Raw genomic sequence first — 26,391 nt, forward strand, 5'->3', positions numbered from 1 at the left:
CGATCTTCTTTTCACCGGTTGTGGAGATGCAATGGAACAGCCCACCGAAGTCCAGCCGTCGGGCGCGCAGGAAGACAAGCGGGCACTCTGGTCCTGGGCGCTCTATGACTGGGCCAACAGCGCCTTTTTCACCATCATTCTCACCTTTGTCTTTGCCCAGTATTTCAGCGTATCGGTGGTGCAGGACGAGGTCGCCGGCACCAATGCCTGGGGCAACATTGTGGGGATCTCCGGCGTGTTTATCGCGATCCTGGCGCCGATGCTCGGGGCCATTGCGGACCAGACCGGCCGTCTCAAGCCCTGGCTGATCAGCTTTACCCTGCTGTGCGTGGTCTCATCCGCCATGCTGTGGACCATTACGCCGGATCAGGACCAGTTCTGGAGCGCTGCACTGTGGGTGGGCCTGGGCACCCTCGGTGCCGAATTTGCCTTCATTTTCTACAATGCCCTGCTGCCGGACCTGGCCAGCCAGGAGCGCACCGGCCGCTGGTCAGGCTGGGCCTGGGGTCTTGGCTACGTCGGAGGTGTAACCAGCCTGGTTGTCGCGTTGTACGGGTTTATCGAGGCTGACGCCAACCTTTTTAACCTGGATCGGGATCAGGCCGAACACGTTCGTGCGACTTTCGTTCTCGTCGCTGTCTGGTATCTGGTATTTGCCCTGCCGGCGTTTTTCTTCATCCCGGACCGGCCCCCAACCGGTCTGGGCCTGGCCAAAGCTACGCGCGCCGGGTTCGTCCAGTTGAAAGAATCCATCGCCCATGTCCGCCAGTACAAGGACATCGTCCGCTTCCTGATCGCTCGCATGCTGTACACCGACGGCCTGGCTACGATCTTTACGTTCGGGGGCGTGTACGCCGCCGGTACCTTCAACATGGGGCCCACCGAAGTCCTTCAATTTGCCATCGCCCTGAACGTGACGGCAGGTCTGGGCGCGCTGGGCTTTGCCTGGATCGACGACGCCCTTGGCGGGCGAAACACCATCCTGCTGGCGCTGGTGGGGCTGGGCAGCAGCGCGCTGGCCATCCTGGTGGTGGATGGTGCGACGGCGTTCTGGGTGTGGGGGATGATCCTGGGGATTTTCGTGGGGCCGCTGCAATCGGCCAGCCGGTCTCACCTGGCCCGGGTTGCCCCGCCACATCTCCAGACCCAGATGTTCGGCCTGTTCGCGTTTTCCGGTAAGGCCACCGCCTTCGCCGGCCCGTTGCTGGTGGGATGGGTGACTGCGATTACCGACAGCCAGCGCTGGGGCATGAGCACCATTCTGGTGTTCCTGCTGATCGGCTTCGTGCTGATGTGGAAGGTGCCGTCCACGGAGGCCAAGGAACCTGACTAATGCTGATTCAGGACCGATCCCCTAATCACGGGTGGGAGTGCATGCCTAACCTGCTTCTGGAGATGTGATGGCAAAGCCTATTGAAGCCCGGCAACGGGCAATACTCCAACGGCTGGAAAAGTTCAGCCGGTTTACCGACAGCAGCATCCCGATTCCATTCACCCGCGTGACGATCGGTGTGGACGCTGTTATCGGCCTGTTACCGGGGATTGGCGATCTCGCCGGCCTGGTGTTGGCAAGCTACGTGCTCGTCGAAGCGCATCGCGCCGGCGCCGGCACGGCGCTCAAGCTACGCATGGTGCGTAACATGGGTATCGACTTTCTGGGTGGCCTGTTGCCGGTGGTGGGCGACGCCTTTGATGCGGTCTACAAAGCCAATACCCGCAACACCCGACTGCTCAAACACTACCTCGAGGAACAGCTTGCGGTCGAGCCACCAAGGCAGCCGTTTCCCTGGATGACCCTGATCGGGTTGTCTATCCTGTTTGCGGCTATTACGGTTGGTCTGACGCTGGTTTTTTAGGCAATCGCATGGAAGGGCTTCAAGAAGTGCGGCCCTCCTCTCGGCGTTGATCTGAATCAACCACGCCGATCCTCAAAGGGTGATAATTGAAAAACATACATCCTGCGAACGAGGTGTCGTCATGGACAAGGATTCTCCAAGTATCGTGGTTGCCTGTGATGAGTCAGTGCATTCCCTGAATGCGGCGAAAATGGCGGCGGAACTGGCAGACGCTATGGGCCACCCGCTCAAACTGTTAACCGTATATCCTGCGTCGAAGGAATCGGTGCTGGTGATTTCCGGTGTCGAGCACAGTGAGATTGAGGCTGGCAAGCACGATTACAGCCGGAAAGTGTTCGACGCCGCCAAGGATGCCATCCGTGGACGGACTGACGCTGCAGAAGAAGTTCTTCTCAGCGGAGACCCGGCGCACGAAATTCTGGAATACATGAACGCCCATCCGGGGACGCACCTGGTGCTGGGGCGCCGTGGTCATTCCCTGGTACGCAGTCTCACCCTTGGCAGCGTCAGCGAGAAGATTGTCAGGCACGCCCACGGGGCGGTTACGGTCGTGGGAGCCTGAGGCTTTTTGTCCTTTTGGGCCTTTGTTGAAACGGGACGGAACAGAGTGCGATCGAGTCCCGTTATTCCTTGTTGCTTTCTGAATGAAACAACAAGGAGAACAACAAATGCCTCATTCCATCCGCTCACGGATGCCCCTTCATCGCCTGATTCCATGGTTCCTCGCCCTGGCTGTTGCCGGATGCGGAGGAACCTCCTCCGACGATGCCACCGATCAGTCCGCCCAGAGCAACGCGGGACCCCGGCCGGCGTGTGAGAACCCCGGGGAGGGGGCGCCTCCCCAATGCCAGCTGCCGCCACCGGTGTCCTGTTCTGACGATGCGCCAGGGGAGGGCGGCCGCAGCTATCCGGTTATGCTGACTTCCGCCAGTGGTGAAACAATAGCCTTTCAGGTGCTTGAACCGATCGGTGGAATCGATTGCGCCCGGGGCCACCCGCTGGTCTTGCACGGTCACGGATTTGGTGGATCCCGCAGTACGGAAGGTTTCGAGAACTATCGCGAGGCCGGTTTTGCGGTCATTTCAGTGGATCAGCGGGGCTTTGGAGAGAGTACCGGTACCGTTCGGGTGATGGACCCCGAGTTCGAGGGCCGGGATCTCATCCAGATTCTCGATTGGGCCGAGGCAAACCTCGACTACCTGCAGTACCGTAATGAGCCCGGCCTTCCCGAGGCGTTGAACCCCAATCTTGTTGCTGGCGCTATTGGCGGCAGTTACGGGGGTGGCTTTCAACTCCTGCTGCACGGCCAGGACCCGCGCCAGCGGCTTGATGCCATGGTGCCGGACATCACCTGGTACGATCTTCGTTACAGCCTGAATCCCGGCAACGTCATCAAGACGGGGTGGGATCTCGTGCTTGTGGCAGGGGGCGAAGCGGGCTCCACCGGCGGTGGTAACGACGGCCTGGACCCGATCATTCGGGAGATCCTGGCTCAGGGGGCAACCCTGAACCGGTTCCCTGAAGCCGGCCTCGATTTCTTCTATTACCACAGCCCTGCGTATCGATGCACCGGTGAGCCGGTTTCAGTCTCGGACGCTCCGGATCTGCTGAATTACCAGATCAATCCACCGGCATTCGATGTTGAACCAACCCCCTACCCGAAGGTGGACGTGTTGCTGACCCAGGGCATGAAAGACACGCTGTTCAACTTCAACGATGCCTGGCGCAATTTCGAGTGCCTGAAAGCCCTCGGCGGCGATGTGCGGCTGCTGACCCACCAGACGGGTCACATACTGCCGGTTGAGGCGCCCGAAGAGCTGCAACCGGCGGAATATGTGGATCCCACTGCAGGGTTGCTGGAACTGCCGGGCTTTCAGGGTGCGGCAGGCCAGTTTGCCTGCGGCAAGATCTCCATCTCAGACGCAACACTGAACTGGCTGGAGCATCACCTTCAGGGCAAGCCACTTGCCAGTTTCTTCGATGGGACCGGCTCCGAAGTGTGCCTGTCACTGGATGATGGCCGGTCAATCAGCGTGCCTTTTGACAGTTTCCCGGCGCCCGACCTTGAGGGCGGGGTGCTCGAGGGAGAAAACGTGGTCGAGCGGGCGGTGGCAACCGACCTGCCAGTCGCGTCGGGGTATGAGGCGGTAGCAACGGCCTCACAACCGCCCGCGGCACTGATTCTTGGGAAAGCGGGTGAGTCTGGCCTGACATTGGGGGGCATTCCCACTGCGAGACTCACGGTGTCTGATCTGACAGGCCGTTCCAGTTGTGATGTGGAGCTGGATCCTTACGCCGCCGGTTGTGATCCGATTGTGTTTGTCGGCCTTGGGAAACGGGGCGCGGATGGGAGTCGCTGGCAACTGATCGACGATCAGATCAAGCCGGTGCGAGGTCTCAAGGATCAGGCGGTCATTGAACTGGTGGGGGTTGCTGAATCTCTGGCACCCGGCGATGAACTTGCCTTGCTGGTGTACGGATTCCACCCGCAATACCCGGCAAGCTGGTCCAGGGATGCGTTGGTACCCTTCGTAAATGTGGAGGGCACGGTGCAACTGGCAGTCTTGCAGGGAACGCTGGAAAACGCCTTGTAGTGCCGGGGCTGGGGCTTGTTTGGAGGGAGGCTATACTTCAGATATAGCGATTCAATCAGGTGGCGGTCAGATGCGCGAAATTGATGCCCTGAGCTACTGGCACGAGCAAGGCCCCGGCTATTTCAGCGAGCTCTCAACCTTCGGTGCGCTTCCGGAAGAGGCGATACTGCGGATGATGAGGAAGGGGCGCCTTATCCGGGTAGAAGCCGGTGAGCGCCTGTACGCAGTTGGCGAACCCAGCGAGGCTTTCTACATCGTGCTGAACGGCAGTTTGCATTCCCTGATGCCGCGGCAGGATGGTGGATGGACGCTCGCGCGCTGCCATGAGCCGGGTGATGATATGGGCTTTGTTCCAATGATCGCCCTCTCTGACAGGCCGGCTACCACGAAGGCTGAAACGGATGCCGTCGTTCTCGAGATTACCTGTGGCCACTTCCTGGATCTTCATCAACATGAGCCGGACGTTTTTGGCCTGATGCTCCTTAATCTTGCCCGGGGCATGGCCAGGACGATCATTAACATGGCGTCGATGTTGGCAGAGCTTGATGCCCAGTTGCACAAGATCTATCCAAAGGTTCGCGGTTCAAAAGACAAATGAAGCGCCCGTCGCAACGAGTTCCTTCAGGGCGCCTCTGCCGCGCCTTCCTTACTCAGTTACTTCTCTTTCGTGGCGATCAGGAAATAGACGTCTTTCGTGCTCTCCGGTACCCAGCGAAACTGAATCCGGAAGCCTGCGCTTCTCAGGTCGCGTTCGAGCTCCTTTCGGGACAGAAAATGGACATAGGGAGTCAGGTGTAAGTAGTGAGCCAGTGCTGCGACGGGTCTCAGATAGCCCCGGGTGTCTTTCAGGCAGGCGGTGTTGCTGACAAACACCCCGCCCCGCTTCAGCAGGGCCAAGATGCGTTCGATTGTGGACGCAGGATCCGGAAGCAGGTGAAGGATGTTCAAACCCAGGATGGCGTCAAACTCCTCATGTCGGTGGTCCAGGTCTTCCAGCGTGGCCACCTCGAAACGGAGGCCTTTGGCCGGCCCATCGGCCATCCGCTTCCTGGCAATGTCGATCATCCTTGGAGAGGCGTCTGTTGCGAGGTAACTGTTGACCAGGGGCGCATGGACCAACGCGGTGGAGCCCGTGCCGCAGCCGAATTCCATCACGTTCATGCAGGGGCGCAAATACCGCTGGGTGATCTGGAGTTTCCGTTGGTAGGCCCCGGGGTCGGCGATGGGGCGCCGGGCATAGCGCTCGGCAGAGCGATCCCAGTACTTCACAGATGAATTCATGTCGCCCCCCGGGTAGTCAGTCGTCTTTGAACAGTCGGTGCCATTCTATCTCTGCAATTCTGTTGCTAGAATTGCCAAAATGGCACTACTGGTATTCATATCTGAATGGACTGGCGAACCGTAACGTTTGACTGGAATCGTGCGAGGGCTTTCCTCGTGACCGCTGAGGAGGGCTCGTTATCCGCGGCAGCCAAGGCGCTGGGGATTTCCCAGCCTACCCTGGGCAGGCAGGTGGCCGGGCTGGAGCAGGAACTCTCGACGGCCCTTTTCGAGCGGGGTAGCCGAGGGCTGGAGCTCACCCAGCACGGGCTGGAACTGCTCGATTATGTACGGGCGATGGGAGACGCGGCGAACAGTCTTTCACTTGCTGCGGCCGGAAGAGCGACGTCCATTGAAGGCGAGATCGCGATCTCCGCCTCCGAGATCACAGCGGCTTATATTCTGCCGCCGATCCTGAAGAAATTACGATGCCAGTATCCGGGAATCCGGGTCAGCCTGGTGGCCTCCAACGAAGCCAGCGATCTCAGGCGGCGGGCCGCAGATATAGCGATCCGGAATTTTCGTCCGACCCAGCCCGATCTGATTGCCCGCAAGGTCGGGCGCTTCTCGGCCACGCTCTATGGAACCTCCGACCTTGTGAGCCATCGTCCCGAAGACTGCCAGAAAGCGGGTTACATCGGGTTTGTGTCGGATAATGAGAGGTACATGAGCGCACTGGCCGCCCGTGGCATTGCGTTGAACGAAGAGAGTTTTTCCGTAAAAACCGACAGCCATCTGGTGCACTGGGAAATGACCAGGCTGGGCCTTGGTATCGGGATGGTGCCCACAGACATTGGCGATGCAGAATCAACCCTCGAGCGGGCCTTTCCTGACACGGAGTTTGGTGGTGACGTGTGGCTCGTTTCCCACCGGGAGCTAAGGATGAATCTCCGGGTTAGAACGGTATTTGATTATCTTGCTGATGAACTCGGGGCTTACTTCCAAAGGACGGATTCGTCGCGCTCTTGATACAGAATCCACGTTGACCTGATGACAACTCTCGCTCACAAAAACAACAGACTGGCAGTTTTATCTATGTCCTTTTCTCCCAGAGTTTTTCTTTCCCCTTTCCTGGGCATTGCGCTCGCCTTGGCCGCCTGCGATTCTGGCCCGGACCAGTCGTCCCAAGCCAATTCCGCCGGCCACAGCGCCCCGACGGCAAGTACCGGCAAAGCCAATCAGCAAGTGCTGGAGCAACGACCGTTCGACAACCATTCCGACTTTGCGAATGCCCGCCGCGGCCTGATTGCACAGGACCCGGAGCTGATGACTGAGCATCTCGGTGGGGGTGAGGTCTGGAACATGCCGGACTATGACTTCGTGGACGCTGAGGGCGAGAATGCGCCTGCTTCGGTCAACCCCAGTCTCTGGCGCCAGGCGGCCCTGAATAATATTCACGGTCTGTTCAAGGTCACCGAAGGGCTCTACCAGATCCGTGGTTACGATTTGGCTAATATGTCGATCATCGAGACCGACACTGGCTGGATCCTGGTGGATCCACTGACTGCGCGTGAAACGGCCAGCAAAGCCTTCCTGTTTGCCCGGGAACACCTCGGGGAGAAACCGGTGCGGGCGATCATTTTCACCCACAGCCACATTGACCATTTCGGTGGGGTGCGGGGAGTTTTGCAGCACCTGTCTGATGCCGAGCAGGCCAACCTGCGGATCATTGCTCCCGCCGGTTTTGAAGACGAAGCCACCAGCGAGAACATCATCGCGGGCCCTGCCATGACCCGGCGCGCGATGTTCATGTATGGCAAACGCCTCCGACGGGATGATCGTGGCCATGTCGGCACCGGCCTGGGCAAGGGACCGGCGTTCGGGACCTTTGGTTTTGCCGCACCAACCGATGTGATCAGCGAGACTGGCACGGAACTCATCGTGGACGGGGTGCCCCTGGTTTTCCAGATGGTGTCCGGTTCGGAAGCACCCTCGGAATTCACCTTTTACCTGCCCGAGCGGAAGGCGTTCTGCGGCGCTGAGCTGGTGAGCCGCAATCTGCACAACCTCTACACCCTGAGAGGTGCGAAAGTACGCAACGCCCGAATCTGGAGTGGCTACATCGACGAGGCCAGGCGGCGATTTGCCGAAGCCGAGGTGTACTTTGCCAGCCACCACTGGCCGCTCTGGGGCCGGGACAACATTCAGGACTTCCTGGTCAAGCAGCGCGATACCTACAAGTTCATCCATGACCAGAGTGTGCGGATGATGAACCAGGGCGCGACGCCGCGCGAGATTGCGGAGAATCTTCAACTGCCGGCGGCACTGAATGAGGAGTTTCACAACCAGGGCTACTACGGCACTGTCTCCCACAACGCCAAGGCGGTCTATCAGAGCTACCTGGGTTGGTTTACCGCCAACCCGTCAGAACTCAACCCGCTACCGGAAGCGGAATCGGCAAAACGGTATGTTGCCATGATGGGCGGCGCCGATAAGATCCTGGATCAGGCCCGGCAGGATTTCGAGGCTGCCTCGGATATGTCTGCGACCGAAGGTCGGGATACCTATCGCTGGCTTGGCGAGTTGCTCAACCATCTGGTTTTTGCGGACCCGGACAACAACGAGGCCAAGGCGCTGTTGGCGGATGTGTACGATCAGCTTGGGTACCAGGCCGAATCGGCGCCCTGGCGCGATTTCTACCTGACGGGTGCCTACGAGTTGCGTCACGGTTCGCCGGAGGAAGGTATCAAGCCGGCCATGATGCGGGAGGTACTGCTCCATACACCGGTCTCCCTGTTCTTTGACAGTATGGCGGTACGCCTGAATGCCGACGATGCCGAGGGCGAAGCCATGACGATCAAGATCACCTTCACGGACCTTCAGGAAAGCTACCTGCTAACACTGCAAAACTCGGTGCTGCACAACCGGCTGACCGACGCCGATACCCCCGCCGACGCTACTCTCATGCTGACGCGGCCCATGTTTGTCGACCTTCTGGTGGGTAATGCCGGCCTGAAGGAACTGCTGTTCAGCGATGACATCCGCTTCGAGGGCAGCAAGCTGGACCTGCTCGGTTTCTTCAGCATGCTGGATAAGCCCGAGGGGCGGTTCAATGTCGTGACACCCTGAGTTATCAGGTTCGACGCAGTCGTTCTCCGACCTCGTCCATGAATCGCCGGATTCGTGTGACGTGCCTCAAATCCGGGTGCGTCAGCATCCAGAGTTCTGTCGTCAGTGCTGGCACCGGTTCGGAGAGTCGCACCAGCTGCGGATCGGCGTCTCCGAGGTAGCAGGGCAGTACCGTAATGCCGCTTCCCCCCCGAGCCGCTACCTGCATACCGTGCATGGTATCTACCCGGTAATGGCACTGCGCTGCCCGGCCTCCCTCGCTCATCCACTTTTCCAGTGTCGTATCCCCCATGTGAACGTCCGGTCCTACCCACGGTTGCTCAGAAAGGTCCGTGATGGAGAGGGGGCGTCGCTCGGTTTGCCACTTAACCCGCTGACCATAGACCGCCAGAGCAATATCGCCAACGCGTCGGCCGATGAGGGTTTCAGGCGGGTTACGGGTAGGGCGTATGGCGATGTCCGCCTCGCGCTTGCTCAGGCTGTGAATCTGGTTGGAGATAACTACTTCCAGGCTGATTTCCGGATAGTTGGAGCGGAAGTCGGAAAAAATGGGCGCCAGAAGGCCGGTGAACAGGGTGTCGGTGGTGGTCACCCGAATGCTGCCGGAAAGCTTCAGGTCTTTCCCGGCCAGTCGCCGTTCAGCAGCCACGATATCGGTCTCGACACGGTTTGCGACGGCGGCGAGATCTTCGCCAGCCGGGCTTGGAGAGTAGCCGGTGCGAGACCGTTCAAACAGGGCCACGCCGAGACGTTCCTCCATGTCTGTGAGCCGGCGAAATACCGTGGCATGGCTGATACCCAGTCGCCGCCCGGCGCCTGACAGTGTGCCCGTGTCGGCAATGGCCCAGACAATCTGCAGATCGTCCCAGCGAATGCGTTGTTCATTCATGCAAAGTTAGTTCTCAGTTTTAGGGAATTCCTGTGTGCTGAGGAACAGCTTAGGCTGTTACGAAACAGATGCAACAGGAGCGAAGCGATATGAATGTGCTGATTGTACTGGCCCATCCGGAGCGGGCGTCATTCAACGGCGGTCTGGCAAGCGTGGCCGAGGAGAGGCTTCGAGCCGAGGGACATGAGGTCGAATTCGACGATCTTTACCGGGAAGGGTTCGATCCGGTGGAACGGGCCGGGCACTGCGCCGAGCGGGTTGATGAAGGCTACTTCGCGCCGTTGACCGAGCAGCGCGCCCACTACGAGCGCGGACCGCTTCCCACCGATGTTCAGCGTGAGATCGCCCGCCTGGAATGGGCGGACCTTGTTATCTTCCAGTTTCCCCTGTGGTGGCACGCACAGCCGGCTATCCTCAAGGGCTGGTTCGACCGGGTGCTGGTCTACGGTGGGCTCTATTCCGGCAGTCGGCGCTACGACCGTGGCCATTTTCGCGGCAAACAGGCGATCTGTTCGGTCACGACTGGCTCCCCGGAACACGCGTTCATGCCGTTCGGCCGGGCAGGGAATATGGTCGAATGGCTGTGGCCGATCCACTCTTCGCTGTATTACGTCGGTTTTGATGTGCTGGCTCCCCAGGTCAGCTATGGCATTCAGGGAGGTGGAATCCGGTATCAGGAGGAGGGTGTTTTTCGGGAGCACCTGGAAACTGCAAAGCAGGCTTGGGTCTCACGGATTGAGGGATTGGGCAGAGAGACGCCGATCCCGTTTACCGGATGGGATGACTGGGATGATGACGGCGTACTGAAGCCGTCTCATCCCATGCGTTGGCGTCTGTGACGCAAGCCTTGGGAGGCTGGTGTTCCGGTCAGTGCGTATGTCCGTCTGCGTAATGGTCATCAGCCTCAGTGCCCTCTTTCACGGAACCCTGTTCAGAGGCTCCGCTGCTTTCCCCCGAGTGATGGCTGGACGCTTTCATTGAGGATTCCCCGGCCATCATGCCTGCCATTTCGCTGTGGTCATGGTCATGGCCATCTCCCGCCACGGCATTCTCGCCTTCGGCGGGCTGAATGAGCGCTGCATACTGTTGTTCCGACAGTTCGGGTAGCTGCTGTAAAAAAGCCGTAAGCTCCCAGATTTCCTCGTCTGCGTGGGTCTCGCCCCATGCAGGCATGCCGGTCATTTTTATCCCGTTCTTGATCACCCAGAAGTGGCTTGCAGCGTCGAAATGGCCTTCGGTGGTCAGGTTCGGTGGTGTCGGGTTCAGACCCTGACGCAGCAGCGAACTGTCTTTGCCGGGCTTGAGGTGGCACGCGGCACAAAGCTGATCGTAAGCCTGTGCACCCTGTTGAATCATGGCTTCTGTGCCCAGGTCACCCGGCACATCGATCGTTTGGCTTTGAGCCTGAACCGATCGTTCCATCGTTGTGTGAATGAGCCATTTCATTTCCGGACTGTGCTTGTCCGTTGCGGCCACGTTGTAAATTCCACTCTGAACAACTGCGGCGCCCATGAGTGCCAGAACGACGAAGGCCGCAATGAAACCGAACAAAAATCGCATTGTTTTCCCATAACCTATGAATGTCGGGCCATTGTGAATGGATTCGGCCGGAATCTCATCCCCGGAGCGTATGAAAATAACGGTGTCACCGTAGAATGGCGGCGTTTTCTGTTAGTATTCCGCAAGATCCGAACACCGGTTTATTCCCAACCTCTGGAGAGAACTACCTGTGAAACGCCCTTTATTGTTCGCCATTGCCGCTACCACGATGTTGTCTGGATGCCAGACCTCCGGCTACATGACAGCAGCCGCGACGGATGGCGATGGAGTCACCTGCGGTGAAATCTATCAGGCGTTCAATGCCTATGAGCAGGATCGGCAATCGGCGGCCGCACTGGCCCAGCTGAGCCGGCTGGTCAGTCCGGAAGCGGGCAGCTATGCAGATATGGGCGTCAACTCGGCGTCGAAATACTACGACCAGATTGTCGCCAGCGCGAACATTGCGCTGGCCATTCGGGGTTGTCAGCCGGTTGGCTGAGTAGTGTCAGCTTTTTAAACACTGACTGTCCCCGGGTAGCGCTAAGTGATTGTTGTTAAGACTTCGGCATCAATAATGCTTGGGCACTTGCCTAGCGTCTCACAGGGAAGTCAGTGCCATGCGCTCAATAATTTCTATTCTCCTTTTGCTCGTAAGCTCAGTGTCTTGGGCTGTTCCAATCACTTACTATTTCGAAGGCCGAACAACGAGGATTTTTTCCAACGTTGGTGATCAGGATCCGCTCGCTCCCCTGGTCAGGGATGACGGAGTCGTGATCACGAATGGCGATGCGACGATGACCGGTCAAATTGTCTTTGATCCGGCGGCAATTCGAAGTGGTGCGGGTGGCACCGGACAAGGAGAGGTGCTGTCCTGGTCATTTTCAACCCTGGGGCTTTCTTATCAGGGCGCTGGTGGCGCCTTCCATTTCCTGACCTTTCTCGACAACGCCTTCCGATATGCCGACGAGGTTCCAACAGGTGGATACGGTCCGGATGTTGTCAGTATGGGGTTTGACTTCAACGGGACCCCCTTCTTATCCGGTCCGGACGATTTTCCGGTCAACCGGTTCACCGGGGGAATGTTCTCGACCGCGATTGATCTGGCCGTGGTGAATGATGTTGTCACCATGTATGGCCTTGGCGGAGAAATCACGACACTTCGAGCCCTGTCAGTTCCCGGGCCCTCGTCGCTAATGACGATGGCTGCCGGGATGTTCCTGATCTGGTGGAGGCGCAGATTCAAGAACAGGACTCGGCTGCGCTGATCAGGGAGTGGTCAGCGCAAAGCTCAGCAGCCAGCGATTCCCGCGTTCAATCCTGGAAACCCGATGCTGATAGAGATCCGGGCGAAAGAGGATCACCCTACCGAAAACGTTGAAAATGTTCTTCTCGCACAGGAACTCGCCTCCGGCCTTGGGCTTGGCAAGCACACAATTGAGCTTGTACAGGCGTCCGTCGCCGATCATGTCCAGGTGAGGGCCTACTTTGTGTCCTTGCGGGTAACGCACCAGATAGATGTTCAGGCGCTTCGACCGAAAGAGAATTCGGGTTTTTACGTTCGCTGGCATGGTGTCGATATCTGAACCTTCCGGATCTTTGAAAGTCTGATTACAAGTTAGCAGGTGGCTCGGATGTCACTCAAGAAAGGGAGGACCGGAGATGACTTTAACACGACATGGCCTGTCCATCGGAATCGACCGGGTCGGAGACGATGTATTCCTGGCCTTGAAGGCGCAGGGCAGGCTGACTCACGAAGATTTCAAGGTCATCAGCCCCATGATTGATGGTGCCTTGGCGGGTATAGAAAAACGAAAGGTGAAAGTGTTGTTTGATGTGAGAGACCTCGAAGGTTGGGAAATCCGCGCGGCCTGGGATGATTTTAACCTGTCACTGAAACACGGTCTGCAGATCGACAAAATTGCGGTGTTCGGTCACAAGGTCTGGCAGGACAACATAGCGAAGGTTGCCAACTGGTTCATGGCGGGTGACCTGAAATTTTTCGAGCATGAGGCCGATGCGCTCAGGTGGCTGAAGGGATGAGCGATCGGGGGCGCTTCCCTGACGCAAATTTTGGCTACATACTCCATGGATGGCGCCGGTGCCATTGTGACTGCAATCACCATTGCTCCCGACGGGGAAATTACCGGTACCGATGGAACTGCGCGCCAGTTCCTCGGGCAACTGACGATTCCTGACGTCGCCTTCAATGTCTACGAGGTAGCTTACACAGCTAGCAACTGCGGAGAGTCCAGCGGTCACTCCCGTGACGGGCAGTTCACCGATCTAGGCACTTACGATCCGGTCGCGGGGGAACTCTTGTTCGCAGCTTCGAATGGTGAAGTTACTGCTTTCTCCCGGGGAGCAAGGTAATGGCTCAACACCTGGCGACGCCAGCACCGCTGTAGCAGCGTCAGAAATAAAACGCCCCATAAAGCCGGGCCCCCCGGTACAGATCATCGAGGCTGCCATTGAAGTCGTCGTCATCCACGTCGACATCAATGGCCAGTCGCGACAGTGAGCCACCTACTGAGAAATTGCGGAACACGCGGTATTCCGCGCCGAACTGAAGCTCCAGCAAAGAGCCCCGGATCTTGTCCTCGAAATCGAAATAGAAGGTGTCGGTCCGGAAGCGGACCGTCAGCCGCGGCGTTGCCGCATAGTCCATTCGAAATCCGAAGACCGGCATGGGGGCTGTCGTTGCTGCAGTTTCTGCGAACCCACCGGCGGAGGATGCCAGCTCCGCCTCGTAGTCCAGGACATTGAGTCCTGCCGAAAACGCCAGTTCGACCTGGTCGATGTGAAAGAAACTGTAGGCATACGCCACCTTGTACACGTCGTTATTGATGGTGCTGTCGACCTGGGTACTTGTGGTAAAGGTACGATCCCTGAAGGTAATGGTCCGTGTTATTGCCCGGCTGCCATCCCGTTCGAGTTGAAACGCCGCCAATTCCAGCCTGTGGCGAGAGTTGAAGCGGTAGTAGAATTCAAAGCTCGGTGTTGTGATTGTCGTGTCGCCGTCCAGATCCCGTTCAAAGTCAATGGTGGTGCCGAGCCCGGTCTGTACACCGCTTGCCGTGAGGCTGGTGTTTGAGTCGAGGACGAAAAGTGCGCCTAGCTGGATCATGGTGCGGTCAGGGAATGCCTCGGACTCAGTCTCAGCAAGGGAAGTTCGTGCCGAAATGATGGCCAGGCAAAAAACGATGGCCAGGATAGAAAAAGAGGGACGGTTCTCGGGTTTCATTTGTCAGGCCCCCGGCAATGTTGATTGCTGACAGAACGGCCTGATCTGTCAATTGAAACTCCTTCAATATTGTTTAGCACAGCCTCGGGAATGCGCAACCAAATGCGGCGAAGAGAAGCCCTTCGCCTCATCTGATTATTTTGAACGGTGTGACTCCAGGTATTTTAATGCATCGCTGCGCAGCGGCAGGTGCATGGCACTGAGTATTTCGCGCCGCTCATAACCAAGATCCAGGAGGATCTCGTCTCTCTCCGCGAGTAGCGTCTTTGCTATACGCCGAAACTGTTGACGACGGGAATAGTGCTCCATCCAGTGCGAAAGAGGCCCTAGCACGGTTGTTTGATGATGGTTTCTCATTTCGGGCATCGCCGTCACCTGTCTGATGGTCGTGTGAATTTAATCGCGGGCAGTTGCTGCTGAAGGCAAACTCAAGTGCTTGCCACGACACAGGATGGGGTTTCATTTGCTTTCAATCAAACGAAAAGATTTTAACTCTGCCTTCAGTTATGCTTATGTCATTAATCATATGTTTCTGGTGGAGGAGGTGGTACCCCGTGAACATGCCGTTGCTTGATAATGACGTGCTTCGAACCTTCGTGGCGATCTCGGAGTGTGGAACCTTTACCGGAGCGGCCAAGGTTGTTCACCGAACGCCATCGGCGTTGAGTATGCAGATCAAACAGCTGGAGCGGAGCCTTGGAAAGAGCCTGTTTGTGCGGGAGCCCCGGCAGGTCAGGCTCACAACGGAAGGCGAAATTCTGCTGGATTACAGCAGACGGTTGTTGCGCCTGAACGAAGAGGCTGTCCAGCATTTCATTGCGCCCACACTGGAAGGCAAGGTGGGCATTGGAACCTCGGACGATGTCGGCACCCGGATACTGCCGGAAGTGCTCGCTCAGTTTGCTCGTTCCTACCCGGCGATACTCGTGGATGTGGTGGTTGGCTCCAGCAAACAGAATCTGGCCCGTGTGGATGCTGGTGAGCTTGATCTCGCGCTGGTTACGGTGGCGGACGAAGCCCGGAGTATCCGCGGCGAGGTTGTGCACGAGGAGCCGTTGGTTTGGGCCGGTCGGGAAGGAGGGGCGGCATTTCAGCGAACGCCATTGCCGATTGCCATGGCCCACGAAGGATGCGCCTGGCGCCGCATGACTTTACGGGCACTGGACCGGGCTGGTATCGCCTATCGAATTGCCTATACCTGTGAGCACTGCTCCGGCCAGGAGGCGGCGATGGTAGCGGATCTTGCTGTGGCGCCTTTTCCCCAGAGCCTGGTTCGTCCGCCGCTGAAGCAGTTTTCCAGCGATGATTTGCCGGAAATCGGCTCCTATCAGCTGGCGCTCGTGCGCGGACGATCCACGCCGGTCAACGACGCCCTGGCGACCCACGTGAAGGAAGCCTTCCAGAGCGTGTTACGAGCCAGCGCGTGACGGTACCGCGTTACATGGGATGGCCGAGCAATCCGAGGACGCCCAGGACAATCAGGTAGCCCGCGACGATGTAATTGAGCAATTTGGGAAACACCAGAATGCCGATACCGGCACCGAGGCTGATCAGAGGGGCGAGTTCCAGGTGAAGGGTCATGAGGGCGGTCTCCTTAAGGGGCTATTTCTTGAACAAGGTGAGGAAAGCGCCGGCTGCCGCGGCCGCGGCACCGCCGATCAGGTACCACATGGTTTCATCGGTGAAGCGCCCGGTGACTGTCTCCGTCAGTTGGTTACCGACGGACTGCGTGGACTGGTAGCCAAAATAGAGCAGAGCAATACCGACCACGAGCAGGACGATACCGACGAGTTTTGAGCTTCCCATTCAAGGTTTCCTTATTGCGTTCAGTGAGTCATCTGGTTGAAAGTACGGCGAAGCTTGACACCACACAGGGTGGTCGGCAAGGGCGTCTTGGGGGATTTGTGAAAACGGGCCGGGTTGGCCTCGTCTCACCCAGCCTATATCATCGCGCATTCACGTCACCAACCCGGATGTCCTGCCATGAAGTTTCCCACCGTTACCGTCGTTCTGGTTTCAGCGGCCCTGATCTTTGTGGTCTGGGACAAGACCCGGGAGCCGCCGGAACCGGTTGAAGCGAGCCGCTTTACCAATCTGGCGGCTAACCCGGTAGAGCGCGGCACCGCAGTGGATTGGGTGACCGGGCAGGTTCCCGGGCTCTGCGAGGAGGCAACCGGGGCTGCGCCCGGGACGGCGGCTCACGCCAATTGTCTCGAAGACAGTGAGGCCCGCGAACCCGCCTGTCGCCGGGCGGCGGCGGACAGGTTTCCGGGCATTGTTGCGTCCGAGGCCGTATTTCGGGACCTCTCCATCACACTCATGAATTGCCTTGTGCCGCAATCGAGGCCGATCGACTGACGCAGGCGAGCCACGGCAAAACACCCTGCGTCTGCGCCTTCCGGTTAGTTGTTCATTACCGGCATTGCCAGCGACTTGCGCAACTGAACCTGTTCGCCGAACTTGCTGGCGAACTCGTTTTTAGCCTGCTGGTAGTTGTCGATCACTTCCACTTTCTCGGTACCGAAGAACGTATCGCGGTGGTAGCGAATGGTGCCGATGTAGATCGCGCGATCGTCCGGCTGCACATCGATGCCAAACATTCCAAGCAGGGGGGCATTGCCGGGAACGTGCACATAGTTGGGTGAAACCACCTTGATTTCGGCGTTCATGACCAACCACGACCTCAGAATGAAAAACGGCTGCGCTTCATGGCTGACAAAGAAATTGTCGCCTAGAGGCGCATTGATTCGACGTGTGAGTGCGCCAATACCCAGTTGATCCGCCGGTTGCCGAAGTTCGGTGTCGGTGATGACCAGGGCGAGGTTGCGATACTCCTCATATGAAGAGCCCAGGACCTGTTCGTCCGGCTCCAGTTCCGGTGTCAGTTCGATCTTGCCGACTACGATGACCTTGCCGTTATCGATCTGGCTCAGGTTGTCGACCGGTTTAATCGCGGACGGAGGCACGCAACCGGCCATAAGGGCGGCTGCCACAATTGCACCCAGGCTGAACAGGCGATTGGTCGAATGCTTCATTACTGCAGCTCCGCCAGTCGATTCTTGATTCGTGATTCCCACTGGGTTCCTTCCACCCAATCCATGGTCAGGAGGGTGTTCAGTAATTCTTTTTCAGAGGGGGTCTCAGTTGGCTCAATGGAAAACTTGTCCGCCTCGAAGAAGCCAGTGTCCACTTCCTGATAGGCATACGCGCCGATGAAATAGATGCCGGGTACTTCGATGGTTACCGCCGTGGCGTTACGTCCGTAGGTGGGAAAGCTGTAACGGTGCTCGCCCATAAGAAACGAGCTGCCGCCAAAATGCGCGACTTTAAAAGAGCCTGGCGGAACGTACTGGTTATACATGATGCCGTCGTCAGTACCCATGTCCCAGTAACCCGCCTCGGATCGGGGAGCCACCTGCTGCAATTTCACGTAATCCATGCTGGTAGGGGCTTCTTCCATGTCCATGTAGCCAAACACCAGTGAGCTGGTCGGGTCATCAATGCTTCTGCCGCCGCCAGAGAACGCGCATCCGGCCAGCAGCGCTACGGCCAGCAGTGTAAGTCCATTAAAACAGTGTGTTTTTTTCACCCAGCCTTTCAAATCGTATCCCTCCAGGATTGTTATGTTCTTATGTGTGAGCCGATTATAGGCAACTCCTTGAGCGATGGCGGTCAGGCTCGAAAAACGTTACAAAACAACATCAAATGGTTACGGCGCCGGTTCGGGCACGGGTAAATTGTACGGGACGCATTCGGTTTTGGTGGCCCAGTCCGCTAGACTTTCACGACTGATCATCGAGTCAAATTCAACATCACGCAGGCGACACCGAATGTCTGAAGATCCCCTGAAAGCCTTGTCCGACATGGCCAGCGAAGCGCATACCCGAATCCAGGCAGCCCATGAACACATCAATCCGGTTGTGGAGGTTCGTCGAGGCATGCGCGACGCTGGCATTCCCGCTGACGTAATGACCATCGACTGCCTGCGCACCCGCCGGCGGGTCAACCTGATCCTTCATGACGAGCAGCCGGGCAACCTGCTTTACCAGTTCGTGACCATGGAAGACGAAGTCGGGGACAACTTCCAGACCGTGGCAATGGCCGATGTCACGGTTCAGACCCTGGTTGACTGGATGCAGGACTACTTTGGCTGACTAGATAAAGCCCGGAGGCTGCTTTGTCATGGTAACCGCGGATGCTTCCCTACTCTGGGGGCTGGGCCTGGGGACGGTTGCCGTAGCGCTGGCAACCTTGCTGCCGTTATTGCCGCACCGGCATTGGACCGTCCGGGGGCTGGATTTTCCGCGTCTGCAGATAGCGGTGGTCGCGTTGGCGCTGGCCGTCTTTGAGTTCGTCCTGCTCGACTCAAACAGTGCCATGACGTGGTTTTTGATTCTGGTGACCGCGCTTTGTCTTGTTGCTCAGCTGTGGTGGATAGTCCCTTACACCCCGCTCTGGCCGAAAGAGGTCAGGAAGGCCCGCCAGGACGACCCCGAACACACCCTCACTATCCTGACGTCCAATGTGCTGACCCCGAACCGGAACGCCGCAGCCCTGATTCGCCTGGTGCGACAGCACCGACCTGATGTGCTGGTTACACTCGAATCGGACCAGTGGTGGCAGAATCAACTGGCCGTGCTTGAAGATGAGATGCCTTTCAGCATCAAGTGCCCGCTGGACAACCTCTATGGCATGCACGTGTTCTCACGATTGCCGCTGATCGAATCGGAGTGTCGGTATCTGATTGAGGACAAGGTGCCTTCCATGCATGCGTTGGTGGAGTTGCGGTCCGGGGATCGGGTACGGATTCATTTTCTCCACCCTGCGCCTCCGAGCCCGACGGAAAATCCCGAATCCGCGGAGCGGGATGCAGAACTGGTGATTGTTGGCCGGAGCGTCGCGGATTGCAATGAGCCGATCATTGTCACAGGAGATCTCAACGATGTGGCCTGGTCGCCAACCACCCGCCTGTTTCGAAAGGTCAGTGGGCTGTTGGATCCGAGGGTGGGGCGTGGCCTGTACAGTACCTTTCACGCCGATCATCCGTTTATGCGTTGGCCCCTGGATCATCTTTTTCACAGTGATCATTTCACGCTGGCCCTGATTGCCCGATTGCCGTCGATCGGTTCCGACCATTTCCCGTTGCTGACGAGCGTTGTCTATGCCCCGGGACAGGGTGGCGATCAGGAGCCGCTGGAAGCAGAAGAGGGGGATCAGGAGTATGCTCGCAGCCTCGCCAGGGAGAAGGGGGCGAGCAAAGACGATGTGCCTGAACCGGGCAGGTAAGACGGTGCGATGTGTTCTATGGTTTGGATGTCCGTGTGGGTTTTCAGTATTTAAAAGATAGGGGCCGGCGAACCCTTCAGGGCACGGAAACGTCGTGTGCTACGCTTAGGAAGAATGCTTCGGTGGGCATCAACTCCCCGGTCCTGGGGGCGCCCTGGTCTTCGGAGAGGGTTTATCAGCGGTAAATCTATCGATTGAGGAGACACGCAGATGGAAGCCAAATCCAGTCAAGACGAATACAACCAGGTCAAACAGGATCTGCAACAGCTCCGTGATGACCTGGCCAAGCTGACCAAGGTTGTTTCAGAAGATCAGAAGGGCAACATAAGCAGCCTGCGGGACGAGATTCGTCGGGAGAGTCGGGAAGTCTTTAATCAAGCGAAGCAAAAGGGCACTGAGACGCTGAACCGCGCGAAAGATGCCGGCGACAAGGCCGTTCAGGACGTTGAGCACAAGATCGAGGAACGTCCGTTTCTGAGTATTATCATCATGTTTCTGGTCGGTGTGCTGGTTGGCAAACTGCTTGATCGCGAGAAATGATTGATTCGGCTCAGATCAGGGGCGTGGTCCGCAAGGCCGTTGCAGCACTTGCAGGCCTTATGCTCGCGGTGGTTCTGCTGACCGCGCTTTTGATTACCGGATTCTACCTCCTGGTTCAGGCCGCCCTTCTGGCTCTGGCGCCTGTGCTCGGACAGCCTGCAGCCATGACGGTGGTCGGGGCCAGTTGTGTGCTCCTGCTGCTCGTATTTTTCTGGCGAATGGCCAGTCCCCCCTCCGCGTCAAAAAGAAAGCGGGGGAGCAGCCGCGGAACGTCATTCTCCCTCGACAGCTTGCGTGAACTGATTCGGGAAAATCCGCTGGAAGCGGCTTTGGCGGCCTTCGCTGCCGGTGTGGCCCAGCAGGGGGATCCTCGGCTCAGATCCCTGCTCATGCAGGGAGGCATGGAGCTGATGAAGCGAGGGGAGCCCGGAGAAGGAAGCGCACCCGGGAATGAGACTCCACAGGACGGCGGGTCGACCCGGCGATAGATGGCTTCCAGCAGGCTGTAAATGCCAAACGCTACGAGGCCAATGGCGACGGAGCCAATGAGCCAGGTGCCGAATTGCTGGCTTCGGAGGGTGTCGAATACCTCGGCTATGTCGCCCGCCTCGTTGGTCAATCTTTCCATTTGCCACTCCGTGGCAGGCTCATTTTCCCAGTAACTCGCCAACAGGGCGCAGGTTCACCACATGGTCGCAGACCGACTTGGTGATCATCAGTATCGGCGTGGCGACAATCAATCCGATGGGTCCCCAGAGCCACCCCCAGAACAGCAGCCCGATAAAGATTGCGACCGCATTGAGACTGGAGATATAGCTGGTTAACCAGGGCGTCAGCAGGTTGCCCTGGATGCTGGTAATGATCAGTGAGACGCCTGCCACAATGATGGCCATTTGCAGCTCACCAAACTGGATGAACGCGGCGACACCGGTGCCAATAAGAACAAGAAAGGGGCCCAGATAGGGGACGCCACTGGCGACCCCGGCCACAACGCCCCACAGGGCTGCCTGTTCCATACCGAGTGCCATAAACGCGAGCCACGTAACCACGCCCACAAACAGGGCGCTGATCACCGTAACGAACAGGAATCGGCGGACCTGCTGGTGCAGCTCGTTCATGATTCTGGCCGCCTTTCGCATGCGGCCGAACGAGGGCCCTGAGATTTTCACCACCTTACGCCTGTAGAGCGAACCGACCGCCAGAAGGAAATACACGAGTAAGAGCACGGAAAAGCACTGGGAGATGAGAACCAGTGCCGCTGGCGAGCCCTTGATCACATATTCCTGAAGGTTCATTGGCTTATCCACCACCTGAACCGGTGTGACCCCCGGCTGGGTGACCGAGGAATCTTCCTGGCCCTCGGTGGCCGTGGCTTCGATCTCCTTGGCTGCCGTTTGCGCCTTTTCCATGATGCTCTCTTCGTCTTTGGACGAGCGGGCTTCCTTGCGCTGAAACTCATTGATGGCCACCGGGATTTTGTCGAGCATGGCCATGGCTTCCTGTTTCAGCGGGACGCTTGCCGCAGCGATAACGCCAATTAGCGCAAGCAGAATGATGGCGGCGCCAAGCGGACGCGGAATCCGCAGTCGGTTGAGCGTCGAAACCAGTGGGTCGAGGGTGTAGCTGATGAGTACCGCCACCACCAGAGGCAACAGGACAGGCTGGGCCCAGTCGATAAAGTAGAGCGTGGCAATGCCCGTCAACACGATCAACGCCATGCTTCGAATGTTGATCGCTTCAATCAGCGCCGTGGTGGAAGGTGTGTCATCTCCCTCCTGTGGGCTCTCCGGATTCTGTCTGGTGGTTGCCATGACTGCGGTTATCCAATCGGTCGGCAGGGTGCGAATATTCAGTTTAGTCCGCAATGCCCAGTCGGACATTCGTCAAAACGGTCGGAATCTCGTTGTCGAACGGGGTTTGGATGCGGATTCGGCTGTTTTAATTTGTAAACCGGGATTCCATCAGGCCCTTGGCCCGAATCCCGACTGACAGTGTCTCTTTATGCTTTTTTCCCTTCAAGACAGTCAGTTACTGCTGAACTTGTCGCTGTTTTTGACGTTACATTCCATGACATCGTGTTTTCGACTGTAAGTGACATTTTTCTGACGAAAATTGCCGTCAAAACAGGAGTCAGATCTCAAAAGAATGCCGAGCGTGCGCTACAATTTGTGTCAGATGTCAATATTCTGGTGCAAAATCATGTCAAAGCTCGGCAAAAAACTGTTTAAGCAAGGTGCGCTGCTGGTACCGATGGCGGCTTTTCTCTCGGGGTGTGGTCTCGATGCTTCGGACAATAACAGTGTCACCGAGGCACAATCTTCGGGCACTAACGAGCCCGCCGCGCAGGTTGCAGGTGCCGCGATAAAGGGGGTCATACAGCAGGGGGTAGTAACGGCGAACCGTTTGCTGGAAGACAAATCGGGCTATTACCTGCCTGACCGTCTGGCAGCCAAACCCGTTCGGACCGCCGACGATGGCAGTTACGAGCTGCACTTGCGAGGCAAGGCGGATGGCTGGGCCCTGGTAGAGCTGCGGGCAGATGGCAATACCCGGATGGTATGCGATGTCGTCCCGGGTTGTGATCGAGTAAGTGGCGGCCAGGTTCCATTCGGCGAGACGCTGGAACTGAACAGTGAGTTTGTTCTGCGCGGCGCGGGGGACCTTGTCACGGAAACAGTACACCTGACCCCGCTGACCCATCTGGCAGTGGCGTTGGCTGAACGCAGTGATCAGGGCTTGTCGCCCGCGGCGCTGGCAGAGGCCTACCAGAACGTGGAGGCCTGGTTCGGGCTGTCGGCGGGTGCGCTGAGTCTGGTACCACCCGATCTGACACGGCTTGATGAGCTGGGTGAGGTATCGGCGGATGCGCTCCAGGTGGCGATCACCAATGCGGCGTTCCTGGCGCTGGTTAACGACAACGCCCAGTGGCAGAGCATCTCCGATGTCCTGAACAACATGTCGTCGCAAATCGTTGCCAGTGGCCGGCTCGATATTACCGGTGATGGCAGCAGCCTGGCGCTGGCGGATATCGTTGCTGCGTCTGCTGCCCAGGCATCGGAGCTTCAGTTGACCACCGAGTCGAGTATTATCAGTCAGAAGCTGGTGATCGTGGAGTACCGCAATGTCCAGCGGTTTAAAACCATAGCGGATGTTTACGAGGGGTCTGATACCAGCGTTGCTGACACAACTGAGCCTCCGACCACCGAGCCCGCGCCGGAGCCGTCCATACCTGCTGACGCTGCTTTGCTCAGCTGGACAGCGCCGTTGATCCGGGAAAACGGAGAGAGCCTCAGCATGGGTGAAATCGCCGGCTTCGAAGTCGTCTACGGTAAGGCGGCCGACGCGCTGGACCACTCGATTGCCATTGGTGATGCCTCAGTCGATCAACTGCTGGTCGACAACCTGACCGAGGGCACCTGGTATTTCGCCATGCGAACCCTCGATACCGACGGCAATCGAAGCACCCTGTCCGAGATGGTCAGCAAACAGATCTGACGACTATTGAACTCGCTCGATCCGCACGCGGGCGATAGGATTGTGCCAGCGCTGAATGCCTTCCAGCGTGGACGTATCGAGCCCATCGTCCAGGGTGACCACGCCAGGGTGAATATAGACGGCATCGCGGATATCGTCCCGGGCCGCGTTGAAGCCTTCGGCTAGCCCGCTGGCGGCCGGGCCGGGCACGGTATCGGCGGATTCGCTGTTGGCCTCGGTACCCGCATCGTAGGTGATGGCAAGGTAGGTTCTGGTGTCCCCGGTCGACAACTCACTGAGGTCGATACCGCGAATCCCCACCAGGCCGTCATTGGTGTTCACAGGCATGGACATCCAGGTCAATAAAAAGCCGCTGTCGGAGCTGCCCGAGGCCGACGCCGGGATTTCAGCCGTAGCGCCGGGAAGAATCAACCCCATACCGGTTTCAGTAGCCAGAACACTGGCATCTGCCCCCGCCTCCGCAAGAAACGCTTCGTTGTCGCCGCTTTCGGCCAGTCGTTCCAGCTCCACCGAGGCGCCGTTGCCCAGGGTAAAGGCCTGCCATTGGGAGCGATGGATAACCACGGCCGCAGGCGAAAACGGTTGTCCCGCGGACAGATTGGTGATGGTCACCTGATAACGAAAACTGCGCGCACCGGTGAGCGGATCATTGTCGTCATTGTCCGAGCCGCACCCGGCCACCAGCGCAGCCAATGGCAGTACCAAAAGCATGTACCTGGGAAATACCATGACGCACCTCCGGGTTATTTTACGGTCACGGTGACGAGAGCCACCGGGTTCAACCACCGGTGCAGCGTACTGACAATATCGCTGGGGCCGCCGCTGAGGTTGGTATCGCCCAGATTGCCACGATGAATGTGGACGTAGCCCTCGACGGTGCTCGCCGCTCCGGTACCGTTGGTTCCCAGTTCGGAATCCAGCTCGGCCGGCACGGGCATACCTGGCTGACCGACGGATTCGCTGCCACGCAGCTCATTGTTGGCCTCGGTTCCGGCATCGTAGGCATCAAGGGTGTAGGTATAGGTGCCCGGTTCCGTTGGAACTGTCAGGCTATTGAGCGCCAGGAAACCATCGTTGGTCGGCAGCAGCATGGCGACCAACGATAGCTGGGTGTTTGCCACTGCGCTGCCGGTATTGATCGTGGTGACGGTACTTTCGCCCGGTGCCAGCAGCCCACTGGCCGGATTCTCGGCAATGTTGGCACCGGCGGCATTGAGGAAGTTGATCAGTCCGGAGAGATCACCGACTTCGGCCATCGCCCGCAGGTTACTGGACGCGGCCTCACCAGACTCAAACAGGGTAACGGACTCTGCATGGGCGGCCACAAGAAGGGGCGTGAAATACAGACCCCGGGTCGGGTTGTGGATTTCCACATCGAATTCTGCGGCCAGTGCCGGAAAAGGGAACGCAGCGAACGCCAGAGAGAGGATTAAACGTTTCATGGTTTGACTCCTTTCACCATTGATCAACTCATTCCAGTATCGCTTGAAGACGCAAGACAGTCATCACGGAATTGTAACGCTGTCGCCGTTTGTCCGGCTGTCACCGAAGTCATTTTGACGCCCTCGGGTGGAGTGCTATCGTGATCTATGGGGGACAAACGCATGGAGGGGACTGGCATGAGCAAAGACAGCGAAGACCCGCTGGCCCAGAAACGGCTTTATGTTCTGGTGGCGGATAATGCACAGGCTAGGTTGTTCGAGGCGACGACGCCTGTTAAGGCTCTCGAGGAAGTGATGACCAGAGAGCACCCGGCAGGCCGCCTCAGGGATTCGGAACGCTATTCCGACCGGCCCGGGAGCGACCATGGTGGTGTCGGCGCGTCTCAGAGTTATGATCGTGAAAAGTCGGACGATCCGGAGGAGGAGCGATTTGCCCGCGACCTCAGCGAGCAATTGGAGAAGGCCCGGCAGGAGGGACGTTTCGAGAAGCTGGTACTCATGGCCCCACCCAATTTTCTCGGGGCGTTGCGGCACCATTTAAGCAAGGACTGCCTTGCGGCGGTGGTCAAGTCAGTTGACAAAGACCTGGTGCGCCACGATCCCGAGGCGATTATCCAGCACCTCGGGCTGTAACGGGAACGGATGTTTCGGAGCAATTCGTGCTAGTCTCCTGGCCGAGAGACTTAGACAGTTATGCAGGGGAGTAGTCGAGAGAAATGAGCAGTGATCCGTTAAATGAAGTACTCGAACTGACCGGTGAAGAACGGTATGACTACTTTCTGAGTGAAGTGCTCGAAGAGCGCGAGATCTGGATTCTGGTCAACGCCGAGAACCGTTTTCTGAAGATTGTCTCGGAAGACGAGGGCGTGTCGCACTTGCCGGTCTGGCCGAGCTCCGCCTTTGCGGCCCATTATGCAACCGGCTCGGACGAGCTCTCGCCGAAAAGCATTTCCCTGCCGGATTTCTTCAAGAAGTGGGTGCCAGGCCTGACTCGTGATGGCCTGGACATCGGCGTGTTCCCGGGCGCTGACGGTACCCTTTGGATAACCGAGCCGGAAGAACTGAAGCGCGACCTGCAAGAAGAACTGTCGGGTTTCTGAAGCGGCCTGGTTGTCAGAGG

Annotated in this window: 33 protein-coding genes and 1 pseudogene; 21 read left to right on the top strand and 13 right to left on the bottom strand. The window is 58.0% G+C overall.

The features are described from left to right. Positions 1-31 precede the first annotated feature (31 nt). From QQF73_RS04760 to QQF73_RS04780, 5 genes are all read left to right on the top strand, one after another. On the top strand, positions 32-1,333 hold the full coding sequence (locus QQF73_RS04760; protein WP_285367409.1) for an MFS transporter: 1,302 nt from the start codon (positions 32-34) through the stop codon (positions 1,331-1,333). 67 nt (positions 1,334-1,400) lie between these two features. Continuing rightward, on the top strand, positions 1,401-1,856 hold the full coding sequence (locus QQF73_RS04765) for a DUF4112 domain-containing protein (RefSeq protein ID WP_285367410.1): 456 nt from the start codon (positions 1,401-1,403) through the stop codon (positions 1,854-1,856). A 121-nt stretch (positions 1,857-1,977) separates the two neighbouring features. Then, entirely contained in the window at positions 1,978-2,418 is a 441-nt protein-coding gene (locus QQF73_RS04770) for a universal stress protein (RefSeq protein WP_219866597.1), read from the top strand. Positions 2,419-2,524: 106 nt separating this feature from the next. Further along, positions 2,525-4,450: an alpha/beta fold hydrolase gene (locus tag QQF73_RS04775; RefSeq protein ID WP_285367412.1), complete on the top strand. Its 1,926-nt coding sequence runs from the start codon at positions 2,525-2,527 to the stop codon at positions 4,448-4,450. A gap of 70 nt (positions 4,451-4,520) precedes the next feature. Further along, positions 4,521-5,048: a cyclic nucleotide-binding domain-containing protein gene (locus tag QQF73_RS04780; protein ID WP_219866595.1), complete on the top strand. Its 528-nt coding sequence runs from the start codon at positions 4,521-4,523 to the stop codon at positions 5,046-5,048. Positions 5,049-5,104: 56 nt separating this feature from the next. Here the strand turns inward: QQF73_RS04780 and QQF73_RS04785 are convergent, their stop codons facing one another. After that, a complete protein-coding gene (locus tag QQF73_RS04785; RefSeq protein WP_285367414.1) occupies positions 5,105-5,731 on the bottom strand; it encodes a class I SAM-dependent methyltransferase in 627 nt (208 codons plus the stop codon). A 105-nt stretch (positions 5,732-5,836) separates the two neighbouring features. On the opposite strand from QQF73_RS04785, the gene QQF73_RS04790 reads away from it, so the two are divergent. Both QQF73_RS04790 and QQF73_RS04795 read left to right on the top strand, forming a co-directional pair. Then, the gene (locus QQF73_RS04790) at positions 5,837-6,739 is read left to right on the top strand and encodes a LysR family transcriptional regulator (protein ID WP_285367416.1); all 903 of its coding nucleotides are present in this window, start codon (positions 5,837-5,839) and stop codon (positions 6,737-6,739) included. A 66-nt stretch (positions 6,740-6,805) separates the two neighbouring features. Continuing rightward, entirely contained in the window at positions 6,806-8,839 is a 2,034-nt protein-coding gene (locus QQF73_RS04795) for an alkyl/aryl-sulfatase (protein WP_285367418.1), read from the top strand. A gap of 4 nt (positions 8,840-8,843) precedes the next feature. On the opposite strand, the gene QQF73_RS04800 is transcribed toward QQF73_RS04795, so the two are convergent. Then, complete coding sequence (locus QQF73_RS04800; RefSeq protein ID WP_285367420.1) at positions 8,844-9,728, bottom strand: LysR family transcriptional regulator; 885 nt, start codon at positions 9,726-9,728, stop codon at positions 8,844-8,846. Between the two features lie 89 nt (positions 9,729-9,817). Between QQF73_RS04800 and QQF73_RS04805 the strand changes: the two genes are divergently transcribed. Then, positions 9,818-10,567, top strand: coding sequence for an NAD(P)H-dependent oxidoreductase (locus QQF73_RS04805; RefSeq protein WP_285367421.1), 750 nt, complete (start codon positions 9,818-9,820; stop codon positions 10,565-10,567). A 28-nt stretch (positions 10,568-10,595) separates the two neighbouring features. On the opposite strand, the gene QQF73_RS04810 is transcribed toward QQF73_RS04805, so the two are convergent. Beyond that, positions 10,596-11,288, bottom strand: coding sequence for a c-type cytochrome (locus QQF73_RS04810; RefSeq protein WP_219866589.1), 693 nt, complete (start codon positions 11,286-11,288; stop codon positions 10,596-10,598). Between the two features lie 169 nt (positions 11,289-11,457). On the opposite strand from QQF73_RS04810, the gene QQF73_RS04815 reads away from it, so the two are divergent. Together QQF73_RS04815 and QQF73_RS04820 are read left to right on the top strand one after the other, a co-directional pair. Then, positions 11,458-11,766 carry a hypothetical protein gene (locus tag QQF73_RS04815; protein ID WP_285367424.1) on the top strand — a complete coding sequence of 103 codons (309 nt, stop codon included), beginning with the start codon at positions 11,458-11,460 and terminating at the stop codon, positions 11,764-11,766. Between the two features lie 118 nt (positions 11,767-11,884). Continuing rightward, the gene (locus QQF73_RS04820; RefSeq protein WP_219866588.1) at positions 11,885-12,532 is read left to right on the top strand and encodes a hypothetical protein; all 648 of its coding nucleotides are present in this window, start codon (positions 11,885-11,887) and stop codon (positions 12,530-12,532) included. Here the strand turns inward: QQF73_RS04820 and QQF73_RS04825 are convergent, their stop codons facing one another. Then, complete coding sequence (locus QQF73_RS04825; RefSeq protein WP_219866587.1) at positions 12,533-12,835, bottom strand: 2OG-Fe(II) oxygenase; 303 nt, start codon at positions 12,833-12,835, stop codon at positions 12,533-12,535. A gap of 91 nt (positions 12,836-12,926) precedes the next feature. Between QQF73_RS04825 and QQF73_RS04830 the strand changes: the two genes are divergently transcribed. Together QQF73_RS04830 and QQF73_RS04835 are read left to right on the top strand one after the other, a co-directional pair. Further along, positions 12,927-13,307 carry a SpoIIAA family protein gene (locus tag QQF73_RS04830; RefSeq protein ID WP_219866586.1) on the top strand — a complete coding sequence of 127 codons (381 nt, stop codon included), beginning with the start codon at positions 12,927-12,929 and terminating at the stop codon, positions 13,305-13,307. Between the two features lie 30 nt (positions 13,308-13,337). After that, positions 13,338-13,637 carry a hypothetical protein gene (locus QQF73_RS04835; protein WP_219866585.1) on the top strand — a complete coding sequence of 100 codons (300 nt, stop codon included), beginning with the start codon at positions 13,338-13,340 and terminating at the stop codon, positions 13,635-13,637. 40 nt (positions 13,638-13,677) lie between these two features. On the opposite strand, the gene QQF73_RS04840 is transcribed toward QQF73_RS04835, so the two are convergent. Then, positions 13,678-14,508: a hypothetical protein gene (locus QQF73_RS04840; RefSeq protein ID WP_219866584.1), complete on the bottom strand. Its 831-nt coding sequence runs from the start codon at positions 14,506-14,508 to the stop codon at positions 13,678-13,680. Positions 14,509-15,068: 560 nt separating this feature from the next. Here QQF73_RS04840 and QQF73_RS04845 point away from each other — a divergent pair. Continuing rightward, positions 15,069-15,935: a LysR substrate-binding domain-containing protein gene (locus QQF73_RS04845; protein ID WP_219868055.1), complete on the top strand. Its 867-nt coding sequence runs from the start codon at positions 15,069-15,071 to the stop codon at positions 15,933-15,935. Positions 15,936-15,945: 10 nt separating this feature from the next. On the opposite strand, the gene QQF73_RS04850 is transcribed toward QQF73_RS04845, so the two are convergent. Both QQF73_RS04850 and QQF73_RS04855 read right to left on the bottom strand, forming a co-directional pair. Continuing rightward, positions 15,946-16,089: a DUF3096 domain-containing protein gene (locus tag QQF73_RS04850; protein ID WP_218635239.1), complete on the bottom strand. Its 144-nt coding sequence runs from the start codon at positions 16,087-16,089 to the stop codon at positions 15,946-15,948. 21 nt (positions 16,090-16,110) lie between these two features. After that, on the bottom strand, positions 16,111-16,314 hold the full coding sequence (locus QQF73_RS04855) for a DUF3185 family protein (protein WP_219866583.1): 204 nt from the start codon (positions 16,312-16,314) through the stop codon (positions 16,111-16,113). Positions 16,315-16,491: 177 nt separating this feature from the next. Here QQF73_RS04855 and QQF73_RS04860 point away from each other — a divergent pair, with 177 nt between their 5' ends. Continuing rightward, positions 16,492-16,866: a hypothetical protein gene (locus tag QQF73_RS04860; RefSeq protein WP_219866582.1), complete on the top strand. Its 375-nt coding sequence runs from the start codon at positions 16,492-16,494 to the stop codon at positions 16,864-16,866. Positions 16,867-16,910: 44 nt separating this feature from the next. On the opposite strand, the gene QQF73_RS04865 is transcribed toward QQF73_RS04860, so the two are convergent. Beyond that, the gene (locus tag QQF73_RS04865; protein WP_219866581.1) at positions 16,911-17,543 is read right to left on the bottom strand and encodes a hypothetical protein; all 633 of its coding nucleotides are present in this window, start codon (positions 17,541-17,543) and stop codon (positions 16,911-16,913) included. After that, positions 17,543-18,097, bottom strand: a complete 555-nt coding sequence (locus QQF73_RS04870) for a hypothetical protein (RefSeq protein WP_285367431.1) — start codon at positions 18,095-18,097, stop codon at positions 17,543-17,545. The genes QQF73_RS04865 and QQF73_RS04870 overlap by 1 nt, the downstream gene beginning before the upstream one ends. Before the next feature lie 241 nt (positions 18,098-18,338). Here QQF73_RS04870 and QQF73_RS04875 point away from each other — a divergent pair, with 241 nt between their 5' ends. The 4 genes from QQF73_RS04875 (at position 18,339) to QQF73_RS04890 (ending at position 20,822) form a co-directional block, all read left to right on the top strand. Continuing rightward, positions 18,339-18,662 carry a hypothetical protein gene (locus QQF73_RS04875; RefSeq protein ID WP_219866579.1) on the top strand — a complete coding sequence of 108 codons (324 nt, stop codon included), beginning with the start codon at positions 18,339-18,341 and terminating at the stop codon, positions 18,660-18,662. 28 nt (positions 18,663-18,690) lie between these two features. Next, on the top strand, positions 18,691-19,794 hold the full coding sequence (locus tag QQF73_RS04880) for an endonuclease/exonuclease/phosphatase family protein (RefSeq protein ID WP_219866578.1): 1,104 nt from the start codon (positions 18,691-18,693) through the stop codon (positions 19,792-19,794). A gap of 210 nt (positions 19,795-20,004) precedes the next feature. Then, positions 20,005-20,334, top strand: coding sequence for an ElaB/YgaM/YqjD family protein (locus QQF73_RS04885; protein ID WP_219866577.1), 330 nt, complete (start codon positions 20,005-20,007; stop codon positions 20,332-20,334). After that, positions 20,331-20,822 (top strand): hypothetical protein, encoded by a 492-nt coding sequence (locus QQF73_RS04890; RefSeq protein WP_285367434.1) that lies wholly within the window; start codon positions 20,331-20,333, stop codon positions 20,820-20,822. Before QQF73_RS04885 ends, QQF73_RS04890 begins: the two co-directional genes overlap by 4 nt. A 53-nt stretch (positions 20,823-20,875) precedes the next feature. Here the strand turns inward: QQF73_RS04890 and QQF73_RS19265 are convergent. Both QQF73_RS19265 and QQF73_RS04895 read right to left on the bottom strand, forming a co-directional pair. Continuing rightward, positions 20,876-20,962 (bottom strand): annotated as a pseudogene (locus QQF73_RS19265) (hypothetical protein); the annotation flags it as partial. A gap of 19 nt (positions 20,963-20,981) precedes the next feature. Then, positions 20,982-22,145 (bottom strand): AI-2E family transporter, encoded by a 1,164-nt coding sequence (locus QQF73_RS04895; protein WP_219866575.1) that lies wholly within the window; start codon positions 22,143-22,145, stop codon positions 20,982-20,984. A 388-nt stretch (positions 22,146-22,533) separates the two neighbouring features. Here QQF73_RS04895 and QQF73_RS04900 point away from each other — a divergent pair, with 388 nt between their 5' ends. After that, positions 22,534-23,829, top strand: a complete 1,296-nt coding sequence (locus tag QQF73_RS04900) for a fibronectin type III domain-containing protein (protein ID WP_219866574.1) — start codon at positions 22,534-22,536, stop codon at positions 23,827-23,829. Positions 23,830-23,832: 3 nt separating this feature from the next. Here the strand turns inward: QQF73_RS04900 and QQF73_RS04905 are convergent, their stop codons facing one another. Continuing rightward, positions 23,833-24,558: a spondin domain-containing protein gene (locus tag QQF73_RS04905; RefSeq protein WP_219866573.1), complete on the bottom strand. Its 726-nt coding sequence runs from the start codon at positions 24,556-24,558 to the stop codon at positions 23,833-23,835. A 14-nt stretch (positions 24,559-24,572) separates the two neighbouring features. After that, on the bottom strand, positions 24,573-25,271 hold the full coding sequence (locus QQF73_RS04910) for a spondin domain-containing protein (RefSeq protein WP_285367437.1): 699 nt from the start codon (positions 25,269-25,271) through the stop codon (positions 24,573-24,575). Between the two features lie 177 nt (positions 25,272-25,448). Between QQF73_RS04910 and QQF73_RS04915 the strand changes: the two genes are divergently transcribed. Together QQF73_RS04915 and QQF73_RS04920 are read left to right on the top strand one after the other, a co-directional pair. Beyond that, positions 25,449-25,904, top strand: coding sequence for a host attachment protein (locus tag QQF73_RS04915; protein ID WP_219866571.1), 456 nt, complete (start codon positions 25,449-25,451; stop codon positions 25,902-25,904). Between the two features lie 83 nt (positions 25,905-25,987). Next, the gene (locus QQF73_RS04920) at positions 25,988-26,371 is read left to right on the top strand and encodes a DUF2750 domain-containing protein (protein WP_219866570.1); all 384 of its coding nucleotides are present in this window, start codon (positions 25,988-25,990) and stop codon (positions 26,369-26,371) included. The last annotated feature ends 20 nt before the right edge of the window (positions 26,372-26,391 follow it).

This window comes from Marinobacter albus (assembly GCF_030238305.1).
In the GTDB taxonomy this organism is placed as follows: Bacteria; Pseudomonadota; Gammaproteobacteria; order Pseudomonadales; family Oleiphilaceae; genus Marinobacter; species Marinobacter albus.

Coding starts and splice junctions, on each gene's coding strand:
- QQF73_RS04915 (WP_219866571.1), top strand. CDS start 25,449: ATGAGCAAAGACAGCGAAGACCCGCTGGCCCAGAAACGGCTTTATGTT.
- QQF73_RS04840 (WP_219866584.1), bottom strand. CDS start 14,508: ATGAAACCCGAGAACCGTCCCTCTTTTTCTATCCTGGCCATCGTTTTT.
- QQF73_RS04765 (WP_285367410.1), top strand. CDS start 1,401: ATGGCAAAGCCTATTGAAGCCCGGCAACGGGCAATACTCCAACGGCTG.
- QQF73_RS04890 (WP_285367434.1), top strand. CDS start 20,331: ATGATTGATTCGGCTCAGATCAGGGGCGTGGTCCGCAAGGCCGTTGCA.
- QQF73_RS04880 (WP_219866578.1), top strand. CDS start 18,691: ATGGTAACCGCGGATGCTTCCCTACTCTGGGGGCTGGGCCTGGGGACG.
- QQF73_RS04830 (WP_219866586.1), top strand. CDS start 12,927: ATGACTTTAACACGACATGGCCTGTCCATCGGAATCGACCGGGTCGGA.
- QQF73_RS04905 (WP_219866573.1), bottom strand. CDS start 24,558: ATGGTATTTCCCAGGTACATGCTTTTGGTACTGCCATTGGCTGCGCTG.
- QQF73_RS04795 (WP_285367418.1), top strand. CDS start 6,806: ATGTCCTTTTCTCCCAGAGTTTTTCTTTCCCCTTTCCTGGGCATTGCG.
- QQF73_RS04845 (WP_219868055.1), top strand. CDS start 15,069: ATGCCGTTGCTTGATAATGACGTGCTTCGAACCTTCGTGGCGATCTCG.
- QQF73_RS04760 (WP_285367409.1), top strand. CDS start 32: ATGGAACAGCCCACCGAAGTCCAGCCGTCGGGCGCGCAGGAAGACAAG.
- QQF73_RS04875 (WP_219866579.1), top strand. CDS start 18,339: ATGTCTGAAGATCCCCTGAAAGCCTTGTCCGACATGGCCAGCGAAGCG.
- QQF73_RS04805 (WP_285367421.1), top strand. CDS start 9,818: ATGAATGTGCTGATTGTACTGGCCCATCCGGAGCGGGCGTCATTCAAC.
- QQF73_RS04900 (WP_219866574.1), top strand. CDS start 22,534: ATGTCAAAGCTCGGCAAAAAACTGTTTAAGCAAGGTGCGCTGCTGGTA.
- QQF73_RS04855 (WP_219866583.1), bottom strand. CDS start 16,314: ATGGGAAGCTCAAAACTCGTCGGTATCGTCCTGCTCGTGGTCGGTATT.
- QQF73_RS04770 (WP_219866597.1), top strand. CDS start 1,978: ATGGACAAGGATTCTCCAAGTATCGTGGTTGCCTGTGATGAGTCAGTG.
- QQF73_RS04865 (WP_219866581.1), bottom strand. CDS start 17,543: ATGAAGCATTCGACCAATCGCCTGTTCAGCCTGGGTGCAATTGTGGCA.
- QQF73_RS04785 (WP_285367414.1), bottom strand. CDS start 5,731: ATGAATTCATCTGTGAAGTACTGGGATCGCTCTGCCGAGCGCTATGCC.
- QQF73_RS04910 (WP_285367437.1), bottom strand. CDS start 25,271: ATGAAACGTTTAATCCTCTCTCTGGCGTTCGCTGCGTTCCCTTTTCCG.
- QQF73_RS04820 (WP_219866588.1), top strand. CDS start 11,885: ATGCGCTCAATAATTTCTATTCTCCTTTTGCTCGTAAGCTCAGTGTCT.
- QQF73_RS04800 (WP_285367420.1), bottom strand. CDS start 9,728: ATGAATGAACAACGCATTCGCTGGGACGATCTGCAGATTGTCTGGGCC.
- QQF73_RS04850 (WP_218635239.1), bottom strand. CDS start 16,089: ATGACCCTTCACCTGGAACTCGCCCCTCTGATCAGCCTCGGTGCCGGT.
- QQF73_RS04860 (WP_219866582.1), top strand. CDS start 16,492: ATGAAGTTTCCCACCGTTACCGTCGTTCTGGTTTCAGCGGCCCTGATC.
- QQF73_RS04780 (WP_219866595.1), top strand. CDS start 4,521: ATGCGCGAAATTGATGCCCTGAGCTACTGGCACGAGCAAGGCCCCGGC.
- QQF73_RS04825 (WP_219866587.1), bottom strand. CDS start 12,835: ATGCCAGCGAACGTAAAAACCCGAATTCTCTTTCGGTCGAAGCGCCTG.
- QQF73_RS04895 (WP_219866575.1), bottom strand. CDS start 22,145: ATGGCAACCACCAGACAGAATCCGGAGAGCCCACAGGAGGGAGATGAC.
- QQF73_RS04810 (WP_219866589.1), bottom strand. CDS start 11,288: ATGCGATTTTTGTTCGGTTTCATTGCGGCCTTCGTCGTTCTGGCACTC.
- QQF73_RS04790 (WP_285367416.1), top strand. CDS start 5,837: ATGGACTGGCGAACCGTAACGTTTGACTGGAATCGTGCGAGGGCTTTC.
- QQF73_RS04885 (WP_219866577.1), top strand. CDS start 20,005: ATGGAAGCCAAATCCAGTCAAGACGAATACAACCAGGTCAAACAGGAT.
- QQF73_RS04920 (WP_219866570.1), top strand. CDS start 25,988: ATGAGCAGTGATCCGTTAAATGAAGTACTCGAACTGACCGGTGAAGAA.
- QQF73_RS04775 (WP_285367412.1), top strand. CDS start 2,525: ATGCCTCATTCCATCCGCTCACGGATGCCCCTTCATCGCCTGATTCCA.